Source organism: Streptomyces tailanensis (assembly GCF_008386495.1).
Lineage (GTDB): Bacteria > Actinomycetota > Actinomycetes > Streptomycetales > Streptomycetaceae > Streptomyces > Streptomyces tailanensis.
In genome coordinates this window covers 103,359-123,952 of the sequence record NZ_VTHJ01000051.1, presented here as the reverse complement: position 1 = coordinate 123,952, position 20,594 = coordinate 103,359, and the positions used below count along the sequence as shown (strand labels likewise).

Below are 20,594 nucleotides of genomic sequence, written 5' to 3'. Positions count from 1 at the left end.
ACCGTATTATGCCGCTCCTTCGGGTAGGGCGGGCCGGGCCGGGCCGGGCGGCGTCCTCGCGTCGGCGGTCGGCGTCGGATTTCAGCTCGTACAGCTTGGTGCTGACCGGTTCCATGGCCTTGGTCGCCAGGTAGCCGGCGGCGGGGGCGATGACCAGGTCTTCGAGCCGGATGGGTGCTGCGGTCTTCATGGCGGCTCCTCTCGCATGCCAGGGACGTGGTCAGGAGGCGCAGCAGGAGAGTTTGGCCACGTCGCGGGTGTAGGTCTGGGCAGCCAGCTTCAGGCCCTCGGCCATGGTCAGGTACGGGCACCACAGGTCGGCCATCTGCCGCACCGTCATCCGGTTGGCGAGGGCGTAGACGGCGGTGGCGATCACGTCCCCGGCGCCCTCGGCGATGACGTGGGCGCCGAGCAGCCTGCCGGTGCCGGCCTCGGCGACGAGTTTGATCAAACCGCGGGTGTCGCGGTCGACCAGCGCCCGCGGCACATACGCCAGCGGCAGTACACGGCAGTCGCAGGCGTAGCCCTGCTCGACGGCCTGAGCGTCGGTGAGGCCGGCGGATGCGACGGCCGGGCTGGTGAAGGTGACCCGCGGCAGGTGGTGGTAGTCCAACGTCCGCTCGGCGCCGTCGAGGGCGTTGTCGGCGACGAGGGTGCCGTGGGCGGCGGCGACGTAGACGAACTGCGGGTGGCCGGTGACGTCGCCTGCGGCCCAGATTTGCTCGCTGCCCGTGCGCAGGTGTTCATCGACAATGATTTCGCCGCGCTCGCCGGTCTTGACCCCCACCGTCTCCAGGCCCAGGCCGTCGGTGACGGGGCGGCGGCCGGTGGCCACCAGCAGCTGCTCGGCCGTCAGCTGGAAGACGTTTCCGCCGTGGGCGGCGATGAGGGTGTAACCGTGCTCGCCGCGGCGCACGGCGGTGACGGTGGCGGCGGTGTGCACGCCTACGCCCTCCCCGCGGAAGACGTCCTCGATCACGGCGGAGACCTCGGGCTCCTCGAACGGGGCCAGCCGTTCCAGCGCCTCCACCACGGTGACCTGGGTGCCCAGGCGAGCGAAGAGCTGGGCCTGCTCCAAGCCGACCGCGTTGCCGCCGATCACGATCATCGACTCCGGCAGCCGGTCCAGCTCCATGGCGGTGGTGGAGGTCAGATAGCCGGCCTGCTCCAGGCCGTCGATGGGCGGCGCCCACGGCGCGGAGCCGGTGGCGATCAGGTAGTGGGCGGCCTCGACCGTGGTCGTTCCGCCGTCGTTCAGGGTCACTTCAAGGACCGGTCCGGGCGCGAAGCGGGCGGTGCCCGCCAGGATCGGCCAGTCGTACTCCCCAGCCAGGCCCGTATACTTGTCCGCCCGCATCTCCTCCACCAGGGCCGTCTTGCCGCCGATCAGAGCGGCAAAGTCCACCGGCCCGGCCGAGGTCGCGACGCCAGGGAACGGCTGGGCGAGCGACACGTGCCGAGCCCCGGCCGCGGCCAGCAGCGCCTTCGAGGGCACGCAACCGGTGTTCACACACGTGCCCCCGGTGGTTCCCCGCTCGACCATCACCACCGAGGCGCCCTTGGTACGCGCGGCGATGGCGGCAGCGAACGCCGCCCCTCCCGAACCGATGACCGCCAGATCAAAGCGTGTTTCCGTACCGGACACTGCGCTGCCTCCTTCACGCCGGGGCCGGGGCGCCGAACCCACGTTTCTATGCGGCTTGCCGAATACCAGACTGCCACCATACTATGCGGTTAGGCGAATAGCTGCATGTGGAAAGGCACCCGCCCATGACATCCACCCCCGCCCGCACCGTCACCGGCCCGGCCTCCGATGCCGAAGTCGCGTGCACCCACCTGGACACCACCGCCCGGTTCTTCCGCGCCCTGGCCGACCCCACCCGGCTGAAGCTCCTGGAGTTCATCCTCGCCGGGGAACGCACCAGCGCCGACTGCGTCGAGCACGCGGGAATCTCCCAGCCGCGCGTGTCGGTGCACCTGTCCTGCCTCGTGGACTGCGGGTACGTGACCGCCCGGCGGGACGGCAAGAAGCTGCGCTACTCCGTCGGCGACCCGCGCGTGGCCGACCTAGTCGTGCTGGCCCGCTCGCTGGCCGCGGACAACGCCACCGCCCTGACCTGCTGCACCCGCATCCCTCGCCACCAGGACTGACAGTCGCAAGGAGAATCCCGCCCATGCCTGCCACCCACCGGCCCCCCGGCCGTAACAAGGACTCCTCCGGCGCGGGCACGGCCGCGGCCGGGATCGGCATCGCCCTGCTGATGATCGCCTGCTGCGCCCTGCCCGTGCTGATCGCCGGTGGCGCGCTCGCCGGAATCGGCGGAGCCCTGGGCAACCCCTGGCTGATCGCCGCTGCCGTCGTGCTGGTGGCCGCCGCGATCACCGCGATCGTGCGTCGCCGCCGCTCGGGCCGCGACGCCTGCTGCCCACCCGCCGGATCGCTCCAGGCCCCCGCCGACCGGGAACGCTCGCAGACCCCGGCCGACCAGGAAGGCCCGCACAACCGATGACGACGCATCCGCCCCGTCGCCGCCCGCGCCGCGCACTCGTCGCTCTCGCCGTGACCGCCGTGGTTGCCGCGGGCGCGGCGGCCTGCGGCACCGAAGTCACCTCGACCACCAAGCCCGCCTCCGCCGGCACCGGCCAGAACTCCGGGACCCAGAAGGGCACCGAGGTGGCCACCATCGGCGACGAGAAGATCACGGTGCCCGGGGACAAGCCGACCGCCCTGTTCTTCTTCTCCGTCGGCTGCGGCGAATGCGCCACCGGCGCCAAGTCCCTGGCCAAGGCGGGCAAGGCGCTGAACGGCAAGGCAGGCGTGCTCGCCGTGGACATGGACCCCGGCGAATCGCCCCAGACGATCCGGCAGTTCCTCGACTACATCAAGGCCCCCGAACTGCCCACCGCCATCGACAAGGGCGCCGCCCTCGCCCAGAAGTACAAGGTCGCGACGCTGTCCACGCTGATCGTTGTCGACCCCTCCGGCAAGGTCACCTACCGGGCCACCGACCCCGGGCCGGAGGCGATCCAGGCCGCCCTCAAGAAGGCGGGCGCCAGGTGACCGGCCTGCTCGCTCTGGCCTTCGCCGCCGGGATGACCGCCCCGGTCAACCCCTGCGGGTTCGCCCTGCTGCCCGCCTGGATCACCTACACCCTCGGCGACGCCGGCACCTCACCACTCCCGGTGCGCCTCGCCCGCGCCCTGCGCTCCGGCGCGGCCCTCACCCTGGGCTTCGCCGGCACCCTCGCCGCAGCCGGGCTGGTCGTCAGCGCCGGGGCCCGCACCCTGATCCAGGCCGCCCCCTGGCTCGGCCTGGCCACCGGCATCGTCCTGGGACTGCTCGGCCTGGTCATGCTCACCGGCCGCTCCCTGCCCCTTCGGCTGCCCGGTCTCCCCGTCCGGGCGGCCGAAGCCCCGCCCACCGCGCGCCGCATGCTCGTCTTCGGCATCGGCTACGCCGCCGCGTCCCTGTCGTGCACCTTCGGTGTGCTGCTCGCCGTCATCGCCCAGGCCCAAGCCACCGCCAGCTACGCCGGACTGCTCCTCGTGTTCGCCGCGTACGCCGTCGACTCCGCCACCGTCCTGCTGCTGGTCGCCATCACCACCGCAGTGGCCGGGACCGCTCTCACCAGGCGCGTCACGGCGCTCGCCCGATACGGCCCCCGCATCACCGCCGCCGTCCTCGTCGCCACCGGCGCCTACCTCGCCTGGTACTGGTACCCGGCCGTCACCGGTGCCACGGCCACCGCCGGCAGTTCGGGCGCCTTGGCCCGCTTCTCCGCCACCGTCTCCACCTGGGTCCAGGCCCACACCATCGTCATCGCCCTGCTCGCAGCAGCCGCCGTTCTCACCGTGGCTGCCCTCATGCTCCGGCACCACCGTCGTTCCGGGGCCACCAGGCAGCCCACGGCCAACGCGCCAGACGACGCACCGCAGGCCGTCCAGGCCACCGACCCGCAACAAGCATCCGGTGGCCACTGCTGCTGACCTCCCGACAACAGGGCCGTAGAGAGGGAGAAGGGCTCAGCACTACTACGAGCGAACGATCAAATGTTTTCGCTCGCCTCAACGTCCTGTCCCTTGGCCCGGGTATGGGCCATCGCCGACAAGAAGGGGACACGCGAAACGCGAGACTACTCGTAGCCTTCTGTGAGTGAACGCGCCTCCAGAGCAGGCGAGTTGGGTACGGTCCGGCCGGGGCGATCCGGCCCGTCGCGGGCGCAGCGTACGAACGGTGTCGGGCGGTCTCCCGACAATCGGTAAGCACGGATGATCCGAAGGGCAAAACATGACGAAAATCCGGGCATTCCGAGAGATTCAATATCCGACGCTACCGTCACACGCCGAGGCCGACTCCGACGCAGCCCAGCGCATTCTGCGCCGCGTCCGCCCAAGCCACGCCCCTCTGCACATCAACGCAGTCCATCTCGTCGATGTGACCGCACAGACAGGCGAGCAATCGAAAACCGTGACCTGGGAACGGCTGGCCACGATCCCTCTGGGAGGCCAGAAGTGACCACGATCCGAGTCGTCACGTTCAACACCCTGTTCGGCGGCCATGACGACTCGGTCTCGGGGTCGTCGGCGACCGATGGCCCAGGCAGGTCGCGTTCCTCAATGGCCTTGAGGCGGACATCCTGGCATTGGAGTGCAATTTCTGGGACCTGCTCGGTTACCGGCGCATGTACCAAACCCTCAACGCCCTCAAACTGGGCAGCGCCTATCTCACGTACGCCAACGAGACCACCAGCGGCCACCGGTTCCACAGGGTGATCACGCTGAGCCGCCGTTTGCACCAGAGACGCGCCCTTGTACTACCTTCGGGCCGTACGAGGGCGTTGGCCCCGGTGGGGTGTCAGGTGAAGTCGCGGATGTGGGAGAGGTCAACGAGGTCTAGGTCCAGGGTGAAGACGACGCCGAAGTGATCCGCGTACTCCTTCGGGTCCACGCGGCAGTAGTCCCTGATCGCGGGGACCAGTGGCTGGGTGACATGGGCTTGGTCCACCCGGAGTAGGCCATGTCTGCCCGTTGACTGCAGCAGCTCCGGGTCCCTGTGGAGGTCCGCCAGGTGGGCGGCGACATCGGTGAAGTCGCCGTCGCGGAGTGTCTGGCCGACGATGCGGTTGCCCTGCCATGGGTCGTCGGGGTGCTGGCGGCGCAGGCAGCGCGAGGTGCGGTTGTAGGGCTGGACAAGGGACCAGTCCGGCTCCGGGTCGCCGAGCGGCATGTGGTTGATGTCGCCGGCGATGAAGCCGATGCCGCCGTGTCGGTAGGCGCGGGCACACAGAAGCTGGGCCTCGACCGCGGCGGCCTGCGCCGAATACGGGTTGAGGTGTGTGCTGATCGCGACCAGCGGCACCGGCCAGTCGGTAGCGAGCCCGAGCGGCCTGAGCTGCAGCGTGCAGTAACCGTGGTGCATCTCGGTCAGGCTGTACTTCGTCTCGGTACCCGCCCATTCCCAAACGGCCGGATCCCACGCGAGGGCGGTGGGCAGATACTTCGAGGGCGCCACCACCAGCTCCATGCCCAGCGCCTTGCGTATGCTCTCGGCCCGCTCGGGATCGGCCAGCGCGTCGACCTCCTGCAGGCACAGCAGCTGCGGGTCTACGTCACGGATGATCTCAACCAGGCCCTCCCACCTGCCGTCCTCGAACGCCCCGTACTGCACGTTCTGGCTCATGACCGTCAACTTCACGTGTGCTCCTTTGACTTGCTGCGGGAAATGGTGGTCTCGGCCGGGGTCAGGGCGTGGTGCTGGTCGTCCAGGTGAAGACGAGTCGGCTGTATGCCTTGTCCAGGACATGTCCCTCGGGCAGATCACGGTCGGCGCTCGTGGGCGGGTGCACCGTCAGCCGAGGGCTGGTGTTGCGGGCGTTGCGGTCCCAGGCGGTGACGAGGTCGGCCATGGTGTCGGCGAGTGCGTCGGCGTGCGGGCCGTAAGCGTGGATCCCGAACTCCCACAAGCCGGGGGCGGATTCGTCGGTGGGGAGTTTGCGGGTCAGGAGCCGGGCGAGGGAGTCGTCGCGGATGAGGGTGGCGGCGTCCCAGCCCTTGGCGCGGTGGAGGACGCCGGTGTCGAGGGAGGCGTCGACGGCGAGGCGGGCGAACCCGCGGTCGATGTGGGTGGCGAGCCACAGCATCAGCATGTCGAAGGGCACCAAGCCGGGGATGGTGACGCCGGTCCAGCGCTCGATGCGGGGCATGTCGAGGGCGGCGTCGAGGCGGCTGGTGTCGACGGGTTCTGCGTCGGCGAACCGTACTGTGACCTCACCGCCGCGCAGCCGGATGGTGTGGTCTTCGCGGTAGCCGGGGCCCTGGAGAGGGACGAACCCGCACACGGTGAAGCTGTCCGCGACGAGTACGCCGTCGCGTTTGGTGAAGGGGATCGACCAGGTGTAGCCGTGGATGCGCAGCGGAACGACGAGGCGTCCGCCCTCGGCGAGACGGGTGATCCAGGAGGGCGGGATGTCACGGGCTTCGACCGTGACGATGATCGCGTCGACGTCCTCGGGCCCGGCGAGCACGTCCAGAGCGCTGTCGCCGTCGCCGAGGTGGACGTCCACCTGGTGGTAGCCGGTGTCGGTAAGGAAGCGGCGGGCCCGGTCGGTGACGAACGGGTCGATGTCGACGCTGATCACGGTGCCGTGCGGGCCGACGAGTTCCTGGGCCAGGGCGGCGTTGTAGCCGCCGGAGCCGACCTCGATCACAGCAGCGCCGGCGGACAGGCGCGCGTCGCGGAGCATGACGGCCTGCAACCAAGGCGCTGAGACACTGCTGGTGGACTTCCCGGCGGGGGTGCGCTTGGTGACGGGCGCCTGCATCGGGTCATACGCCTCCGCCAGGGGAAGTCCGGGGAGGGACCGATGGCGCGGGACGCGCCGGACGGCGGCCTCGATGCTGCTGCCGTTCTCCAGATAGCCGTCCTTGATCAGCCGGTCGGCCATCGCCTGCCGCAACTGGGCGGCCTCGGCTGCCTGTTGGGGGTCCTCGATGACTTCGGTGGGGGCGGCCGGGTAGTGGTGGACGGGCGGCAGGCCGGGCAGCAGTCCGGGCCAGACCGTGTTGATGACGTGCGCGCTCGGGGTGAACAGCGGCTGGGCGAGGGCGGGCAGGTCGGTGACCTCATGCCACTCCCACCTGCGGATCAAGTGTGCTTCGGTGACGGCCGGTTCGCCGGTGTAGGCGGTGATGCGGACTGCGGCCGTCATCCGGGAGATGCCGTGGGTGGAGTCCTTCAGGAAGGCCAGCAGCCGCGCGTCCGCGCGGTCGGCCTTCAGCCCAGTCTCTTCTTGAAGCTCGCGCACGGCCGCGTCGACGAAGTCCTCGCCGGCGTCGTCCTTGCCGCCGGGCAGCTCCCAGACCTCGCGGCGGGCCGACCAGCCCAGCAGGATGCGCCCCACCGGGTCGGTGACCACGACCCCAGCCCCCGTCAGCGCGTGCGCCGCGGGACGTCCCTTGCCGGAGTAGGCGACCTGCGCGGGGGCAGGGTCGCGCAGGACGATGAACGCGAGCCCGTCCGCGTCGTGGCGTTCAGCGACGCTCCAGCCCGCGCACAGCCAGCCGATCTCCTCCTCGTCCAGGGCGATGTTCCGCCGGTCTTCCGGCACTTCAGAGGCGACGGGAGTGATGACGCAGAGGGTGCCGCCGGGGCGCAGCCGCTCGCGCAGCCGGTTCATCACCCGGGTGCGGTCACGGATGAAGGCCCAGCTGAGGCGGAAGGTGATCAGGTCGTAGGCAGGGTTCGGCAGGCGGTCCAGACCGTCTTGCTCGATATCGAAGCATTCGTAAGTGATGTAGCCGTTTGCATCGCTGGTGCTGGTCGGCGAGGTCGAGGGCGGCCGATGCGAAGTCGACGGCGTCCACCCGGTAGCCGCTGTCGGCGAGATGGCACGCGAGTTCGCCCAGCCGCAGCCGACGTCCAGGGCGAGCCCGCCCTCGGGAGCCGGGGCGTGCTCGGCGAGCAGTCGGCGCTCGGCGTCACCGAGAGGCCGGAAGGTCCCCCCGTCGTCGTAGTACGCGTCCCACTCGGCGGGGTTGAGATGTCCCATCTGGAGGGCTCCTTCCTGGTTGGGTTGGTGGGATGAAGGTGTGCCGTTACGCAGGGCGTATCGATCGAGTTCCGGGTTGCTGTGGGGTCGGCCGTCGTGGTGGGTTGGGGAGCGTCCAGCACAGCTCGCTGCGGCCGTGCCCGGCTGTGGCTCTCTGAGTGCCGTCCGCGTCGAACTCGATCCGGTATGAGGACGGTTCACCGGCGGCCAGCCACCGGTCCGCGATCTGCTCGATCTCTTCCCAGATGGCGCGCGGCCCGGACTGGGTGATCGAGCAGGTGCCCTCGCCATCCGGGCGCACGCGGACCCAGGAGCCGCATTCCGGGGCGCCGATCTGCAGCTGCTCGGCGCCGAAGTCGCGGACCAGTCCGGGGTGGAGATGATCGAGGGCCAGCCACATCCCCCGCGCCTGCACGGGTGGGGGTGGGCTCTGGCCGCGTACGGTCACGCCCACGCCGATGGCGATCTGCTCGCGGAACGCGGTGGACAGGCAGAGGCGTTGCCTCCCCCACCCGGCACGGTGCCCGAACTCGACTGCTCTCAGCTCTCCCTGGACGTGCCCTTGCTCCGTTTTGGTGATCACGGCTAGACCCGGCCATGACGGTGAACGAGTGCTCACCGTTGCCAGCAGCCGGCCCCGTGGGGCGAGCTGTTCCACGAGCGCCCCAGGTACACGGGGCACGGCGAAGGAGAGGAACACCCGGTCGTACGGCGCTCCCGGTGGCCAGTCTTCCTCGCCGTCCCCCGTCGCCGCGGTGGGCCGGTAGCCGAGGCCGGCCAGGCGCTGGGCGGCGGCATCGGTGATGTGTCTGTCGAGGTCGATTGTCACGGTGTCCTTGTCACCGCTGACGAAGCAGACGACCGCGGCGGTCACACCAGCGCCCGTGCCGACATCCAGCACCCGCTGCTCAGGCCGAAGATCCAGCTCCTGCAGGAGCCTGGCCGTCATCCCCAGCACGCTCGACATGGCCGTCATCGCCCCGCCCGAGCGGGGACCGCGGGCGCGGCTGAGCAGCGGCTCGCCCTCGTGCTGGACGGCGACGCTGTCCCCGCTGTGCAGTACCCGCAGCAACGCTGGCCGGTCTTCGGGCACCGACCAGTCCAGCAGTTCCCACCGCGGCGGCGTCTCCCCCGGGGCGCTGGTGCGCATGTACGCCTGTGGCATCAGGGCTTGTCGCGGCAGCGCCCGTAATGCGTCGGCCACCGGGCCGGGCGACAGGTCACCGGTCTCGTGGAGGCGGTCGACCATCGCCGCGCGTGCGGCTGCCGCCTCGGCGTCGTCACCGGCCGTGAAGGTAGTTGGCGCGGGCGGAGCGGGTTCGGGCACGGTAGGCATCTCCCAGGGAATGACGGAGGAAGCAGAAGGACGGTCAGGTCCAGCCGAGTTCGGTGTAGTGGCTTCCCTTTCGGATGCCGTCGATCGCGGCCCGGGTGTAGGCGACGGTCCTCTCCGGCAGCGCGTCAGGCTGCCACCAGCCCCAGCTCACGCACTTGTTCCGCTCCAGGACCCGTGGTTCACCAGTCCAGTGCCGGGCGCGGAAGACGAACTGCATCCTCGGCTCGGCGCCGGGATCGTCCAAGACGTGGACGACGTGGACGAGTTCGACGTCCTCAGCCTTGATCCCCAGACCGGCCTCTTCCCTCGCCTCCCGGATCAGGCAGGCGATGGCGGACTCTCGCTCACAGTGCCCGGCCAGGAAGTGGTGCTCGTTCGGCGCGTACGCGGAGTCGGGGTGCCGCAGCCCGAGCAGGATCTTGCCGTCGTCCTCGAGGTACAGGTGGGCGCCGATGACGTTCCGGACCGTCTTCGTGCCGGTGCTGCGGACGCGGAGCACCGGCAGCTGCCCGTCGCCACAGGGGCGGATGTGCGAGCCGTCCTCGTGGTGGTGGATGGCGACCGTGCTCCTGGGGCCTACGGTCAGATACGGGATCTGGTCGGGGTCGGTCCAGCGCAGCGTGGTCCCCGCGGTGAGAGGCAGGAGTGCCGAGTCGCCGCTCCAGGTTCCGATGTACACCTGGACCCGGCTGGTGGGCCGGTCGTCGGCGTCGGTGTTCTCGATGACGGCGAGCGGAGCGAGGCCGGGGAGGCGCAGGCCGGCCTTCTCGCGCAACTCGCGGGCGATCGCGTCGTGGAGACTTTCGCCGTGTTCGGGACGTCCTTCGGGCACGGACCACTGCCCGGCGTTGGGGATGTGCTTGTTGGCGTCCCGCAGGTGCAGCAGGTAGCGGCCATCGGGGCGGACGAGAAGCGCCATGACGGTCGTGGGTACCGCCGGTGTAGTCACGGGATTCTCCAGACAAGATTCGGTGCTCGGCCACGGGTCGAGGTCCGGGTGTATCCCGGTACCGGTGTCTGTGCCAGGCAGATCACGAGCGTCCTCGATTCGTGGTAAGTCCGGCGAGCGCCTCATCGAGGGCGGGAAGGCCGTTCAGTAGGCGCCGTATGGTGGTCTGCTGCTCGCTCCAGGTCTGCTTCAGGTCGGCTTCCGCTTCCGTACGGACGCCGGGTTCGGCAGGGATGGCACCGTGGAAGCTGAACAGCATGTCGAGCAGCGCGATCCGGGCGCAGGCACGCACGTCGGCCAGGGGAAGGCTGGGGTCCTCCGCGAGGTACGCGCTCACCATCGCCAGCGCGCAGGCATCCCACTGCGGGCTGTTGGCGACCGTGCGCGGATCGAATGCGGCCCGGCCCAGTTCCCATGCCGGCAGCCCGGTCGCGCCACGGAAGTTGGTGATCCCGGTGACGGCGTCGGCGAGGACGATCAGGCTGGTGCGGGTGAGTTCCGCGTGCAGCGCCTGCTCCACCAGTGCGGCCGGGAGCTCTTGGCGCAGCCGGTGGACATGGGCGTGCAGGTCCTCGCGCCGCTGATCGAGATCGTCGCGTAGTTGTCCGGGACGGTGGTGTCTGCGCCACAGGGTGGTGGCCAGCACACGGTCGCACTGGGCGACCGCATCCTGAACGGTGCCCGTTTGCCAGCGGGTCGGCTGCACGCGGTTGGGCAGGGGGTAGGCGGCCAGTACCCGGTGCATGCGGCCCATGACCGTGCCGATGTGTTCGGCCAGGGCGACCGTCATCGGCAAGGCAGTCACGCGTCCGGGTGCCTCGTCGGCCAGCGCCCAGGCACTGCCTTCGGCGAGGGTGACGAGGTCGCCCTCCTTGTCCGGCCACACGCGAGGGACGGGGAGCCGTGCCGCCCGGCAGTATTCCGACATGTCCCATGCCGTGAGGGCCACTTCCGCTTCCGTGGACGACCAGTACTCCGTGACGAGCAGGCGTAATCCGTCATCGGTCAGGACCCGCCAGTGGGCTGGAACGGTGTCATGGTGCAACGGCTCGATCTCGTCCACGGAGAGCCCGTACTGATCGTCCAGTATGTCGGCGAGCACGGCCGCGTCCCAATCGGCCTCGTTCATCCCGGCCACCGGCCCGTGGAATCCGGACGGCGCGCGGTGAAGACGGTGAACGCGTTCTCCTCCGCAAGCAGCCCGCCATCCGTGAAGGAGGAAAGGGCTGCGGTGAGTTGCTCCTCAAAGGCGTCCCCGTTGTCACCGAACAGGTGGGGGGCGGCGAACGGCGTCGAGTACAGGTAGCCGATGACCTCCGGAATGCTCCACTCGCGGTGAACCGGGATGGTCGCAGTGGTCACCTCGCTGAAGGCGGAAGCACTCAGCACCTGCTCGTACGGTGTTCCGGACGGGCCGAAGACACCGTCACCTGGGCGCCGCTGTTCACCGAGAAACCTCTGTACGACGGAGCGTGCGGTCTGCTGCCACGTGCCGTCAGTGGTCCACAGGTCGCGGTCGCTAAGCACCACCAGAGCCGCGTCCGGGGCGGCGTACTCGTGGAGACAGTCGAGGAAGCGGGGCTGGTCAAGCCAGTGGAACACACGGCCGCAAGTCACCAGGTGCGGATGCCACTCGGCCGGAGGAACGAAGTCCTCCGCGCGCGCGTGCCGGATCTGCAGCCGCTGAAGGTCGAGGGCCGTCGGGCGCAGCGCGTCTTCCGCTGCGGCGCACATCTGCGGGTCGGTGTCGATCGCGATGACCTCGTCGAAGTACGGCAGCAGCGCGTCGGCCACCGTCCCCGGGCCGGTGCCGATGTCGAGCAGTCGCCGGGGAGAACCCGTTGCGGCTTCCAGGGCGAACATGGCGGCGAGGCCGGCCGGGATGCCGGGGCGATAACGCCGGTAGTAGGAGGCGGTGGTGACGAGGGCGTTCACACGCTCCACCCGCCCCAGAGGCGAGCGCCCTGTTCCCGGCGCAGGTTCACCAGCATGGTCTGGGCCTCGTCAACGAGGCCGATGTCGCGGTGTTCGATGCCCCAGCACAGCGAGTCGAGGGCGTCCAGCGCCCCGTACGACTGACACGCCGCCAGCTCCTCCGTAGTAAGCCGGCGGCCGTACCCGTGGTGAAAGGCCGCGCCCAGGTCCGGGCGGCTGAACAGGATGCGGTACCGCAGGCGGCTGAAGTCCCGGCGGGCGGCGGGCTGGAGTTCCGCCCGTTCGAAATCGATGATCCGCAGCCGCTGCTCGGTCTCGTCCCACATCCAGTTCTTGGGCATGTAGTCGCCGTGAGTCGCGACCGCCGGCAGACGTGGCGGAGACTCCCTTACGAGCGCGCGCACCAGCGTGATGTCCTGTTCCGGCGCATGCCGGGCGGCATGGCCCAGCAGCTTCGTGACCGTTGCCTCCCACTCTTCCTCGGTCACGTCCGCCGTCGGTTCGTCGGCTGCTGCGGCGTGATGCCGGGCCAGGAGTTCACCGGCTTGCTGGTACACCGCACGCTCCTGCTCAACCGGCAGCCGCGACGCCTCCAGGCTGTGCCCCGGGACCGCAGTGACGAGGACGGAGTACGTCTCCGCGTCCGAGGCGATGAGTCCGGGAGCGCGGTCGGTCCCGAGATGGACCGTCCAGTTGCGGTAGGCATCGACTTCGCGGCGGTGCAGCCTGGGGCCCGCGTGCCGCTTGGCGAACCACCGCTGGCCGCCGGGTCCGTGGATCTCCCATACCGGGGGTCTGATGTCGCCGGGCCGGGGATGTTCAGCAGTCACGGTGTAGGTGTCGGTCACCGATGCCACGAGCTCGTGGAGTTCACTGGGCAAAACGGTCACGATGCGCCTTTCCTCTGGCCGAGACGCCCAGCACATTCACAAGTAGTGAGGAGTTGGGCGCTCTGAGTGCTTACGCAAGGGTGGGTAGTCTGCCGGGGGCCACTGACAGTGCGCCCTGCGGAGGTCGCGGCACGTAGGACCGTGCCGGAGGCCATCTCGACGAGAAACTCGTCGAGGACGCCGTATGTCCAGCCGAGCGTCACGAGGTGCGGGTCATTGTCCGCCCCGACGCGCTCGCGCAGCGCTTTGATCCGCCGCAGGGCTTCGGCGCGGCTGATGCGGGCGCGATCGGCGTAACTCTGCGGGGTTGCGCCTACGGCGACGGCCCGCCAGGTCTCGATCTCCTCCGGTGAGAATACGCCGGGCGAGGAGGCTTTCTCGGGGCGCGTGAGTTTCCCCGTCACGTAGCAGGCGTGGACGACGGCGGTCCGACCGCTCACACCGAGCTTCTGACCGCAGTGCCTCACCTGTATACGGATCGTGCCTTGGGTGATGGCCAAGTCGGAGGCGATCGCTTCGGTGGACTTGCCCTCCGCGATCTTCTTGGCGATCCGCACCTGGGCGGGCGCCAGATCGAGAAGCGTCGTCGACGGGCGTGCCGATCGTGCACTCACGGGGTTGTACGTCCCTTCTTTTCTCGGTGAAGTAGTTGTCGTGATCAGGCGCGGGTCAGCCATCGCCGCCGCTCGGCATCGGTGACCGTCCGCTGGTCGTGGTCAAGTTCCAGGCGGGCGAGCCGGGCGCGATGCTCTATGACGTCATCGCCGAACGCCGTGCGCGCGAAGGCACTGTTCTCGAAGGACGACAGGGCGTCGGTGAGGGTGGTGGGCAGAGGGGCGCCGCCTGCGCGGTAGGCGTTGCCCATCTCTTCGGCTTCGAGGGGCAGCCGGTGTTCGATGCCGTGGTCCATGGCCGCCAGGACCGCGGCCAGGGCCAGGTACGGGTTGGCGTCGGCGCCCGGTACCCGGATCTCCAGATGGAGTCCTTCACCGCGGCCGACGACGCGGACGGCGCACGTACGGTTGTCCCGTCCCCAGCTGACGGTGGTCGGGGCGAACGAGCCAGGTGTGAACCGCTTGTAGGAGTTGACGTTCGGCGCGTAGAACGGGCCCAGCTCCGGCAGGCCGGCCAGCAGGCCGGCGATCGCGTACCTTCCGGTCGGGGAAGGTTCGAACTCATCCTCGGGGGCGTGGAGTTGGCTGAGGTTCTTCGACCACAGCGACACATGCAGATGCATGCCGTTGGCCCGGCCGGTCTCCGGGGCTGCCATGAACGTCGGTGTCAGTCCGGCCCGTTGGCCCAGGGTTCGTACGGCGTGCTTGAACAGCAGGTGCTGGTCGCAGGCGGCCAGTGCGGGTCCGTAGGGGAAGGTCACTTCGACCTGGCCGGGGCCCGCCTCGGTTTTGATCGCCTCGACGGGCATGCCGGCCCCGGCGAGCGCGCGGTGCAGGCGGCGGAAGAACCGGTCGGAGACTGGATCGTGGTCGAGGGCGTAGTCCAAGTTCTCCGTCGACAGGGGCTGCAGGGCCTGGGATCCGGCCTGCTCAGCGTCCGTGTAGGTGCCCTTGTAGAGGACGAACTCGGTCTCGATCCCTGTCTGGGCGTGCAGGCCGTGCCGGGCCAACCGAGTCAGCTGATGGTGCAGGATCTGGCGGGGCGCGATCCCGATGGGGGTGCCGCACTCGTGTACGGCGTGGCCGAGCACGACGACGGTGCGCGGCATCCACGGCACTATGCGCAGGGTCGCCAGGTCCGGCCGCACCGTCAGGTCCTGATAGCCGGTCTCCCACGAGGTCAGTTCAAAGCCGTCCGCCGGGCTCATGTCGACGTCGGTAGCCAGGATGTAGGCACACACCTCGGCGCCGTGATGCGCGACGCGTTTGAGGAAGTGACCGGCGTCGTACCGCTTGCCCTTCAGCCTTCCTTGTAGATCGGGAAGGGCCAGCAGCACCGTGTCGATCGTGCCCGTCTTGACGAGACTGCGCAGGTCGGACAGCGAGAACCCTTTCTCCGAGCGGCTGCCTGCGGCCGGCGCCGCTGCAACACGGTGCGCCCCCAGGCCGTCTGTGACGGTCCCCGTCATCACACGACCTCGTTTTCGTATGCAGCCGCCGAGCCGTCGAAGTTCTGAACGGGGACCTCGTAAGAGTCACCCTGCTTGTGCCACCAGCCCCAGGCGAGGGCCAGGACGACGAGCAGAGCGATCGGCGCGTAGTTGAAGGTCTCCACGGACACCAGGCCGCCGTCGGCGGGGCGCGTCTGCGGCAGACAGAACAGCACGGTCACGAACGCCACCCAGACAACGGCGATCGTGCCGACAGCCACGCCCCAGTTGCCGAGGTTCCAAGGGCCGGGCCGGAAGCGATCGCGGTTCTTGATGCGCAGGTAGATCGGGATCGCGTAGGCCGGGGTGATGCCGACCACGTTGATGCTGGTGATCGCCGCGTACGCGACCGGGCTGTACAGGCTCGGCAGGGCCAGCACGGCGGCGCACACGACTGCCAGCAGCACGGCCAGGCGCGGGGTACCGGTGCGGCGGTCGACCTGCCGCCACAGGTGCGAGCCCGGCAGCGCCCCGTCGCGTGAGAAGGCGAACACCGCCCGGCTGGCCGCGGCGGTCTCGGCGTTGCCACAGCACAACTGCGCGATGATCACCACCAGGAGCAGTGCCTTCGCTCCTGCCATACCCAGGGCATCCAGGAAGATCTGCGCCGGCGGCACTCCCGTCGCCGTGCCCACGGTGCCCGCGTAGTCCTGGATCGCGAACGTGAGCCCGGCCAGCAGCACGAACCCCGCCAACCACGACCACCCGATCGCGTGGATGATCCCGCGGGATGCGGACACCTGGGCGTCGGTGGTCTCCTCCGACAGGTGCGCGGAGGCGTCGTAGCCGCAGAACGTGTACTGGGCCAACAGCAGACCGAGCACCGCCACGTACAAGGGGCTGGACCAGCCGGTGTTGTTGACGAACTCGCCGAACACGAAGTCGGTGGACTGGTGGTGGGACGGCACGATCGCCAGTGCTCCGACGATCACCGTGACACCGCCGAGGTGCCACCAGACGCTGATGCTGTTGAGGATGCTGACCAGCCGGACCCCGAACAGGTTCAGCGTGAGGTGCAGGGCGAGGATGCACAGGAAGATCACCATGATCTTGCCGGGTGTCGGCTCGAAGCCCCACTGCAGGTTGAGGAAGGCGCCCGTGAACAGCGCGGCCCCATAGTCGATGCCGGCGATCGCGCCGAGCAGGCCCAACAAATTGAGCCAGCCTGTGTACCAGCCCCATTTCCGCCCACCGAGCTGCTCTGCCTGGTAGTACAAGGCCCCGGAGGTCGGATAGGCGGAAGTCACCTCGGCGAGTGCGGCGCCGATGAACATCACCATGGCGCCGACGACCAGCCAGCCCCACAGCATCACCGACGGCCCGCCGGAGTTCAGGCCGAAGCCATACAGGGTCATGCAGCCGGACAGGACGCTGATGACGCTGAAGGAGATCGCGAAGTTCCCGAATGGCCCCATGCGCCGGGCCAGCACGGGTTCGTAGCCCAGCTCCCGCAGGTACGCGTCGTCGGACTTCCGGGACATGGCACGGTGGTTTGGACTTAAGCGAGACACGGGTCAGCCTCCAAAACTCAGGGATATGGACAGGTTCATGCCAATAGGCTTTGTTGGGAGCGGATGCCGATCAGGGGTGCGGCCCGGCGCGCGGCCTACGGGTACGGGCGTATGAGAGGGACTCGGCACACGCTCGCAGGAGCAGCGCCTCGCCGGGGTCAGGCCCTGCAGCCCCGTCGTGCACCGACGCCCACGGCTCGCGGGCGGCATACGGGCCCATCGCCTCGAACACCTCGGCGGCCTCCAGGTACTGGTGGCCTGCCCACAACGCATAAGCCAGGAGGTTCAGATCGGCAACCGAGAGCTGCACGGCGGGCGCCTTGCGGAACCAGTCGTGAAAGGCGATCAGTGTGTAGTCGAGCGTCGACTCCTGCGCCCACTGCCGCCGCCACAGCGGATCGGCCCGCGACTGCCGACGCTGCTCGATCTGCGCGTACGCAGGCAGAAGCAGCAACGGCGATCCGACGGGCCGCTGTGAGGCCACGGATCGGGCGAAGTCGAAGACCGCGGCCAAGGAAGCGCCCCGCGGCCCCTCAAGGGCGAGCATGAACTGCAGCACGCGGTGGTAAGCCTCGCGGTTGTACGGATCACGCCGGTTGACCTCGTACAGCAACCCCCACGGACCACTGGGCAGCATGGGCTCCTCGGGCCTCACTCGGTGTTCCTGACGCAGCTGGCGCGTGTCGATCTGTGCCAGCGCCACGAGACACACCCATGGCACGGGATCATGTGGCGCACGACGAGCTGCCAGCAGCACCGCACGTCGCGCCCTCGCCTCGAACTCCAAGGTCCGAGGGTGTTGTTGACGGTGACCGCGCAGCGCCCTTTCGACGGCGACACGAACACCCATCAGCTGCGCGTCGTAGCTGCCCGGCTCCTCGGCGAGCCAGACATCGACCACGTCCGATCTGGCGGCTGCCACGGCCATCAACTGGGTGCGTGATGTTCGCAGTGCCCAGTGTGTGCTCGTCTTCCGCAGCAGATCCCGCGCCGGCTTCCAACGCCCCGCCTGCAGTTCGACGAGGGCCACGCGCAGGTCGTCGTCATGGCCGGCCGGGTGATAGACGGGACCCATCAGAACCCCTCGGCGCGGACGAGGCGCCGCTGACGAGCGGGATCGGTTCCATTCGTCCGGTGCATGCGGACTGTGCGGGGTGACGTGCGCTCAGAGCTGGACGTGAATGTCATCGGGGGGCCTCAGGCAGGTTGGGGGGAAGGGGCCGCGAAGTGAATGGGGCGGACCGTCGGCCGAGCGGGGAAAAGGGAAGTCGGAAGCGGAGTCGGGCTCCCTAGAAGCGAATCTGGCCAATCATGTTGGCGATACCGGTCATGAACCGGTTGATGCTCGGGGCCATGGACGTGCTCGACAGCAAGAACCCGAAGAGCACGCAGACGATCGCGGGTCCGGAATTCACGGATTTGCTGCGGATGAGAACGACCACGACGATGCCGAGCAACAGCACAAAGGAGATACTCAGAGCCATCAGGAGGCCGCTTCCTCCGCAGGCCCTCGCCACTCCCGGCGAGCCTGGCTCAGCGCGCGGCGCAGAGCATCGGGCCGCGTCAGCGATCGCGGTCCTTGGGGGAAGACGTGCCAGTGCATCCCCGGAGGCGTCGTGCTCTCCGCGGACGGCACGACGACGTGGCACTTCTGTCCCAGCGCAACGGTCCCCGGCTCCTCCCAGCGGGCAGCGGTGCCCACGGGAACCAGGAAGTACAGCCGGGGCTCCGGACCCTCGTGGTCCAGGATCACCGGGCCGACCGGTTCGTCACCTTCGCCAAGGATCTCGATCGCGCGCCGGCCCACGGCCTCCACGGCGCGTACGGCATCCCACCACTCGCCTGCCGAGCACAGCTCCGGCTCCTCGCCGATGGGCATCCAGCGCGGCGGGATCGCGCGAGCTGCGGGATTGTCGTCGGACATGGAAATGGCCTCCTCACCACTGTGTGTGAAGAGACCATTCCATTCAGCAAGGTGTCCTGCGCGGACAGTCTGTCCGTGGGCTCCGCTCACCAAAGCCCTTGACACAACCTCAGGTTGTGCTAACGCCCGTCCAACTACCAAAGGCCGAAAGCTCGTTGGACGGGTGCGCGTCCATCCTGAGCAGCGCAGCGGTGGTCTCACGAACGGACGGATGGAACCGCGTGTGGTTGGGCGCGACCTTCCGAGCGCGCTTGAGATCCGCGAAGGCACCGTCCCGGTCACCCGAGGCGAGCTTCGCGGAGGCCACGTCGATGAAGTGGTGGCTCGACCGCTCGCCGACGGTCGTACTGGGCGGCGCCCACTCGCCACCGGAGACCGGCGACCATTCGGTGAGGCGGGCGAGAGCCTGCTCGCTATCGCCCATATCGATCATCGCGTGCACCTCATGGATGCGGATGTTTGTCGGCCCGAACGACATCTCGTACGCCAGGGAGTCCCGGTTTCCCGCCATACGCGCGACCTGCTCGGCCTCCCGCAGGTACGCGTCGGCACGGTCGGAGTTGTTCTCACGCGCTTCGAGGACTGCCAGCTTCAGCAGCAGCGCACCGTCGACCGCCAGCGCGTCCTCCGTGAAGGAGCGTTCCGGCTGGAGCCGCTCCAGCTCGGTCCGCAGCGCGAGGAGCTTTCGACGGGCCGGCGAGTACGCGCCCTGGCGAAGCATCGCTCCTGCGACGAGGTAGCCGGCCGTGAACTGCATCAGGGGGTCGCCGGAGTGGTTGGCCGCCCAGCGGACGCGCTCCAGCGCCGTGTTCGAGAGGTCATGGTGACCCATCTTGTGGGCCAGGGAGTTCACGGCACGGTAGGCGCGCGCCAGGTGCCAGAACGCCTTACTACGGTCACCGTTGCCGCCGCCGAGGGCCACATGCGTCAGCTCGGTGATGATCGGCGGCAGCAGGGGGCCCATGGGCGCGTACCGGGCGTCGCGGCGCAGGGCGGCCACCTGGTCGACCTCCGACGCGAGTACCGGAAGCGCACGGGGAGCGATGTCGAGGTCGTCGGGGCTGTCATAGCAAAGCAGGAGGCGACGCAGCTCGGGGATGACAGCGTGCACACCGTCCTCGGCCTCGGGCTCACCGTAGTACGGCTGGCCGGTCAGGACCTCAGGACCGAAGCGCAGTGCCTTCGCGAGCGCCAGGACCAGCGAGGGTGAGGCCTTGCGCGCGCCCGACTCCAGCTTCTGCACGTAACTCGGGGAGACCGCCACCTTCTGTGCCAGTTGGGCGGCAGACAGCTTCCGTGTCCTGCGAGCTATACGGAGACGGTCTCCCAGCGTCAGGTTTTCACTCATCGGTGGATCATCCCTTCGCGATGGAGCACTCGGATCAGGGTACGGAAAAGGCCTTGGACCGCGACCGCAGTCGCCAAGTGTTAACAGAGCCGGAAGCGCCGCGATCAGCGGGCGAAGCCTGCTGGTACGACATCCAGGACCTCGGCAAAGCCTCTTGGGTCGGAGCGAATGCGGGCAATGCACGATAATCCGGCCAGAATCTGGACCTCATTGAGGCTCTGCCGTCAAGAGCTCACAAAGAAGAACCTATGGACAAACTGTCCGCGCCGCTTCTCACTCGTGATGACATCGCGGGCCACCAGGCGGGCTGCTCGACACTCTCCCATGCCCCTGCGCCCCCCAAGGCCACACCCACGGATACACCCCTTCCTGAACGACGAACCAGCAGCAGTATGCGCCGAGCCAATACCACAACTCAGTTTTGAATAAGCAGAGTTCACCAAAAATTCCTGCGGACAACCTGTCCGCGCAGCGCCAGTACGGAGCTGGAAGGCTCTCCTCATAGCCACCGCCCCGAGCGGTCAGGTTCGCGCCCCAACTCCCGTACAG

The 20,594-nt window shown here is 68.9% G+C and carries 19 protein-coding genes; 4 read left to right on the top strand and 15 right to left on the bottom strand.

The genetic code is table 11. From position 1 onward, the window contains the following. Positions 1 to 220 precede the first annotated feature (220 nt). Positions 221 to 1,645, bottom strand: a complete 1,425-nt coding sequence (gene merA, locus F3T56_RS33360) for a mercury(II) reductase (protein ID WP_149829081.1) — start codon at positions 1,643 to 1,645, stop codon at positions 221 to 223. Positions 1,646 to 1,770: 125 nt separating this feature from the next. Here merA and F3T56_RS33355 point away from each other — a divergent pair, with 125 nt between their 5' ends. From F3T56_RS33355 to F3T56_RS33340, 4 genes are read left to right on the top strand one after another with little or no spacing between them, the layout of a single operon-like run. Then, positions 1,771 to 2,151, top strand: a complete 381-nt coding sequence (locus tag F3T56_RS33355; protein WP_149829080.1) for an ArsR/SmtB family transcription factor — start codon at positions 1,771 to 1,773, stop codon at positions 2,149 to 2,151. 23 nt (positions 2,152 to 2,174) lie between these two features. Further along, entirely contained in the window at positions 2,175 to 2,510 is a 336-nt protein-coding gene (locus F3T56_RS33350) for a hypothetical protein (protein ID WP_149829079.1), read from the top strand. A 50-nt stretch (positions 2,511 to 2,560) separates the two neighbouring features. Beyond that, positions 2,561 to 3,061, top strand: a complete 501-nt coding sequence (locus F3T56_RS33345) for a TlpA family protein disulfide reductase (protein ID WP_246204138.1) — start codon at positions 2,561 to 2,563, stop codon at positions 3,059 to 3,061. Next, positions 3,058 to 3,987, top strand: a complete 930-nt coding sequence (locus tag F3T56_RS33340; protein WP_149829077.1) for a cytochrome c biogenesis CcdA family protein — start codon at positions 3,058 to 3,060, stop codon at positions 3,985 to 3,987. Before F3T56_RS33345 ends, F3T56_RS33340 begins: the two co-directional genes overlap by 4 nt. Positions 3,988 to 4,855: 868 nt before the next feature. Here F3T56_RS33340 and F3T56_RS33335 read toward each other — a convergent pair. The 14 genes from F3T56_RS33335 to F3T56_RS33265 form a co-directional block, all read right to left on the bottom strand. After that, a complete protein-coding gene (locus tag F3T56_RS33335) occupies positions 4,856 to 5,695 on the bottom strand; it encodes an endonuclease/exonuclease/phosphatase family protein (RefSeq protein ID WP_149829076.1) in 840 nt (279 codons plus the stop codon). Between the two features lie 46 nt (positions 5,696 to 5,741). Continuing rightward, positions 5,742 to 8,048, bottom strand: a complete 2,307-nt coding sequence (gene fxlM / locus F3T56_RS48465; protein ID WP_246204136.1) for a methyltransferase, FxLD system — start codon at positions 8,046 to 8,048, stop codon at positions 5,742 to 5,744. A 46-nt stretch (positions 8,049 to 8,094) separates the two neighbouring features. Then, positions 8,095 to 9,384 carry a protein-L-isoaspartate O-methyltransferase family protein gene (locus tag F3T56_RS33320; RefSeq protein ID WP_149829075.1) on the bottom strand — a complete coding sequence of 430 codons (1,290 nt, stop codon included), beginning with the start codon at positions 9,382 to 9,384 and terminating at the stop codon, positions 8,095 to 8,097. Between the two features lie 34 nt (positions 9,385 to 9,418). Beyond that, entirely contained in the window at positions 9,419 to 10,333 is a 915-nt protein-coding gene (locus F3T56_RS33315; protein ID WP_246204132.1) for an NUDIX domain-containing protein, read from the bottom strand. 82 nt (positions 10,334 to 10,415) lie between these two features. Beyond that, complete coding sequence (locus F3T56_RS33310; RefSeq protein ID WP_246204130.1) at positions 10,416 to 11,462, bottom strand: phosphotransferase enzyme family protein; 1,047 nt, start codon at positions 11,460 to 11,462, stop codon at positions 10,416 to 10,418. Continuing rightward, positions 11,459 to 12,268, bottom strand: a complete 810-nt coding sequence (locus F3T56_RS33305) for a class I SAM-dependent methyltransferase (protein WP_149829072.1) — start codon at positions 12,266 to 12,268, stop codon at positions 11,459 to 11,461. Before F3T56_RS33305 ends, F3T56_RS33310 begins: the two co-directional genes overlap by 4 nt. Then, complete coding sequence (locus F3T56_RS33300; RefSeq protein WP_149829071.1) at positions 12,265 to 13,158, bottom strand: aminoglycoside phosphotransferase family protein; 894 nt, start codon at positions 13,156 to 13,158, stop codon at positions 12,265 to 12,267. The genes F3T56_RS33305 and F3T56_RS33300 overlap by 4 nt, the downstream gene beginning before the upstream one ends. Then, entirely contained in the window at positions 13,155 to 13,772 is a 618-nt protein-coding gene (locus F3T56_RS33295; protein WP_172639259.1) for a helix-turn-helix domain-containing protein, read from the bottom strand. The genes F3T56_RS33300 and F3T56_RS33295 overlap by 4 nt, the downstream gene beginning before the upstream one ends. Positions 13,773 to 13,816: 44 nt before the next feature. After that, positions 13,817 to 15,241: a glutamine synthetase family protein gene (locus F3T56_RS33290; protein WP_149829069.1), complete on the bottom strand. Its 1,425-nt coding sequence runs from the start codon at positions 15,239 to 15,241 to the stop codon at positions 13,817 to 13,819. Then, on the bottom strand, positions 15,241 to 16,743 hold the full coding sequence (locus tag F3T56_RS33285) for an amino acid permease (RefSeq protein ID WP_149829068.1): 1,503 nt from the start codon (positions 16,741 to 16,743) through the stop codon (positions 15,241 to 15,243). Before F3T56_RS33285 ends, F3T56_RS33290 begins: the two co-directional genes overlap by 1 nt. Before the next feature lie 100 nt (positions 16,744 to 16,843). After that, positions 16,844 to 17,848 carry a hypothetical protein gene (locus F3T56_RS33280; RefSeq protein WP_149829067.1) on the bottom strand — a complete coding sequence of 335 codons (1,005 nt, stop codon included), beginning with the start codon at positions 17,846 to 17,848 and terminating at the stop codon, positions 16,844 to 16,846. 214 nt (positions 17,849 to 18,062) lie between these two features. Next, entirely contained in the window at positions 18,063 to 18,257 is a 195-nt protein-coding gene (locus F3T56_RS33275; protein ID WP_149829066.1) for a hypothetical protein, read from the bottom strand. Next, positions 18,257 to 18,697 carry a hypothetical protein gene (locus F3T56_RS33270; RefSeq protein WP_149829065.1) on the bottom strand — a complete coding sequence of 147 codons (441 nt, stop codon included), beginning with the start codon at positions 18,695 to 18,697 and terminating at the stop codon, positions 18,257 to 18,259. The genes F3T56_RS33275 and F3T56_RS33270 overlap by 1 nt, the downstream gene beginning before the upstream one ends. Positions 18,698 to 18,806: 109 nt before the next feature. After that, a complete protein-coding gene (locus F3T56_RS33265) occupies positions 18,807 to 20,045 on the bottom strand; it encodes a helix-turn-helix domain-containing protein (protein ID WP_149829064.1) in 1,239 nt (412 codons plus the stop codon). Positions 20,046 to 20,594: the final 549 nt, after the last annotated feature.

Excerpts from the sequence above, each read along its gene's own strand:
- F3T56_RS33355 (WP_149829080.1), top strand. The coding sequence starts at position 1,771 with ATGACATCCACCCCCGCCCGCACCGTCACCGGCCCGGCCTCCGATGCC.
- F3T56_RS33350 (WP_149829079.1), top strand. The coding sequence starts at position 2,175 with ATGCCTGCCACCCACCGGCCCCCCGGCCGTAACAAGGACTCCTCCGGC.
- fxlM (WP_246204136.1), bottom strand. The coding sequence starts at position 8,048 with ATGGGACATCTCAACCCCGCCGAGTGGGACGCGTACTACGACGACGGG.
- F3T56_RS33320 (WP_149829075.1), bottom strand. The coding sequence starts at position 9,384 with ATGCCTACCGTGCCCGAACCCGCTCCGCCCGCGCCAACTACCTTCACG.
- F3T56_RS33310 (WP_246204130.1), bottom strand. The coding sequence starts at position 11,462 with ATGAACGAGGCCGATTGGGACGCGGCCGTGCTCGCCGACATACTGGAC.
- F3T56_RS33290 (WP_149829069.1), bottom strand. The coding sequence starts at position 15,241 with ATGACGGGGACCGTCACAGACGGCCTGGGGGCGCACCGTGTTGCAGCG.
- F3T56_RS33285 (WP_149829068.1), bottom strand. The coding sequence starts at position 16,743 with ATGTCCCGGAAGTCCGACGACGCGTACCTGCGGGAGCTGGGCTACGAA.
- F3T56_RS33280 (WP_149829067.1), bottom strand. The coding sequence starts at position 17,848 with ATGGGTCCCGTCTATCACCCGGCCGGCCATGACGACGACCTGCGCGTG.
- F3T56_RS33275 (WP_149829066.1), bottom strand. The coding sequence starts at position 18,257 with ATGGCTCTGAGTATCTCCTTTGTGCTGTTGCTCGGCATCGTCGTGGTC.
- F3T56_RS33270 (WP_149829065.1), bottom strand. The coding sequence starts at position 18,697 with ATGTCCGACGACAATCCCGCAGCTCGCGCGATCCCGCCGCGCTGGATG.
- F3T56_RS33265 (WP_149829064.1), bottom strand. The coding sequence starts at position 20,045 with ATGAGTGAAAACCTGACGCTGGGAGACCGTCTCCGTATAGCTCGCAGG.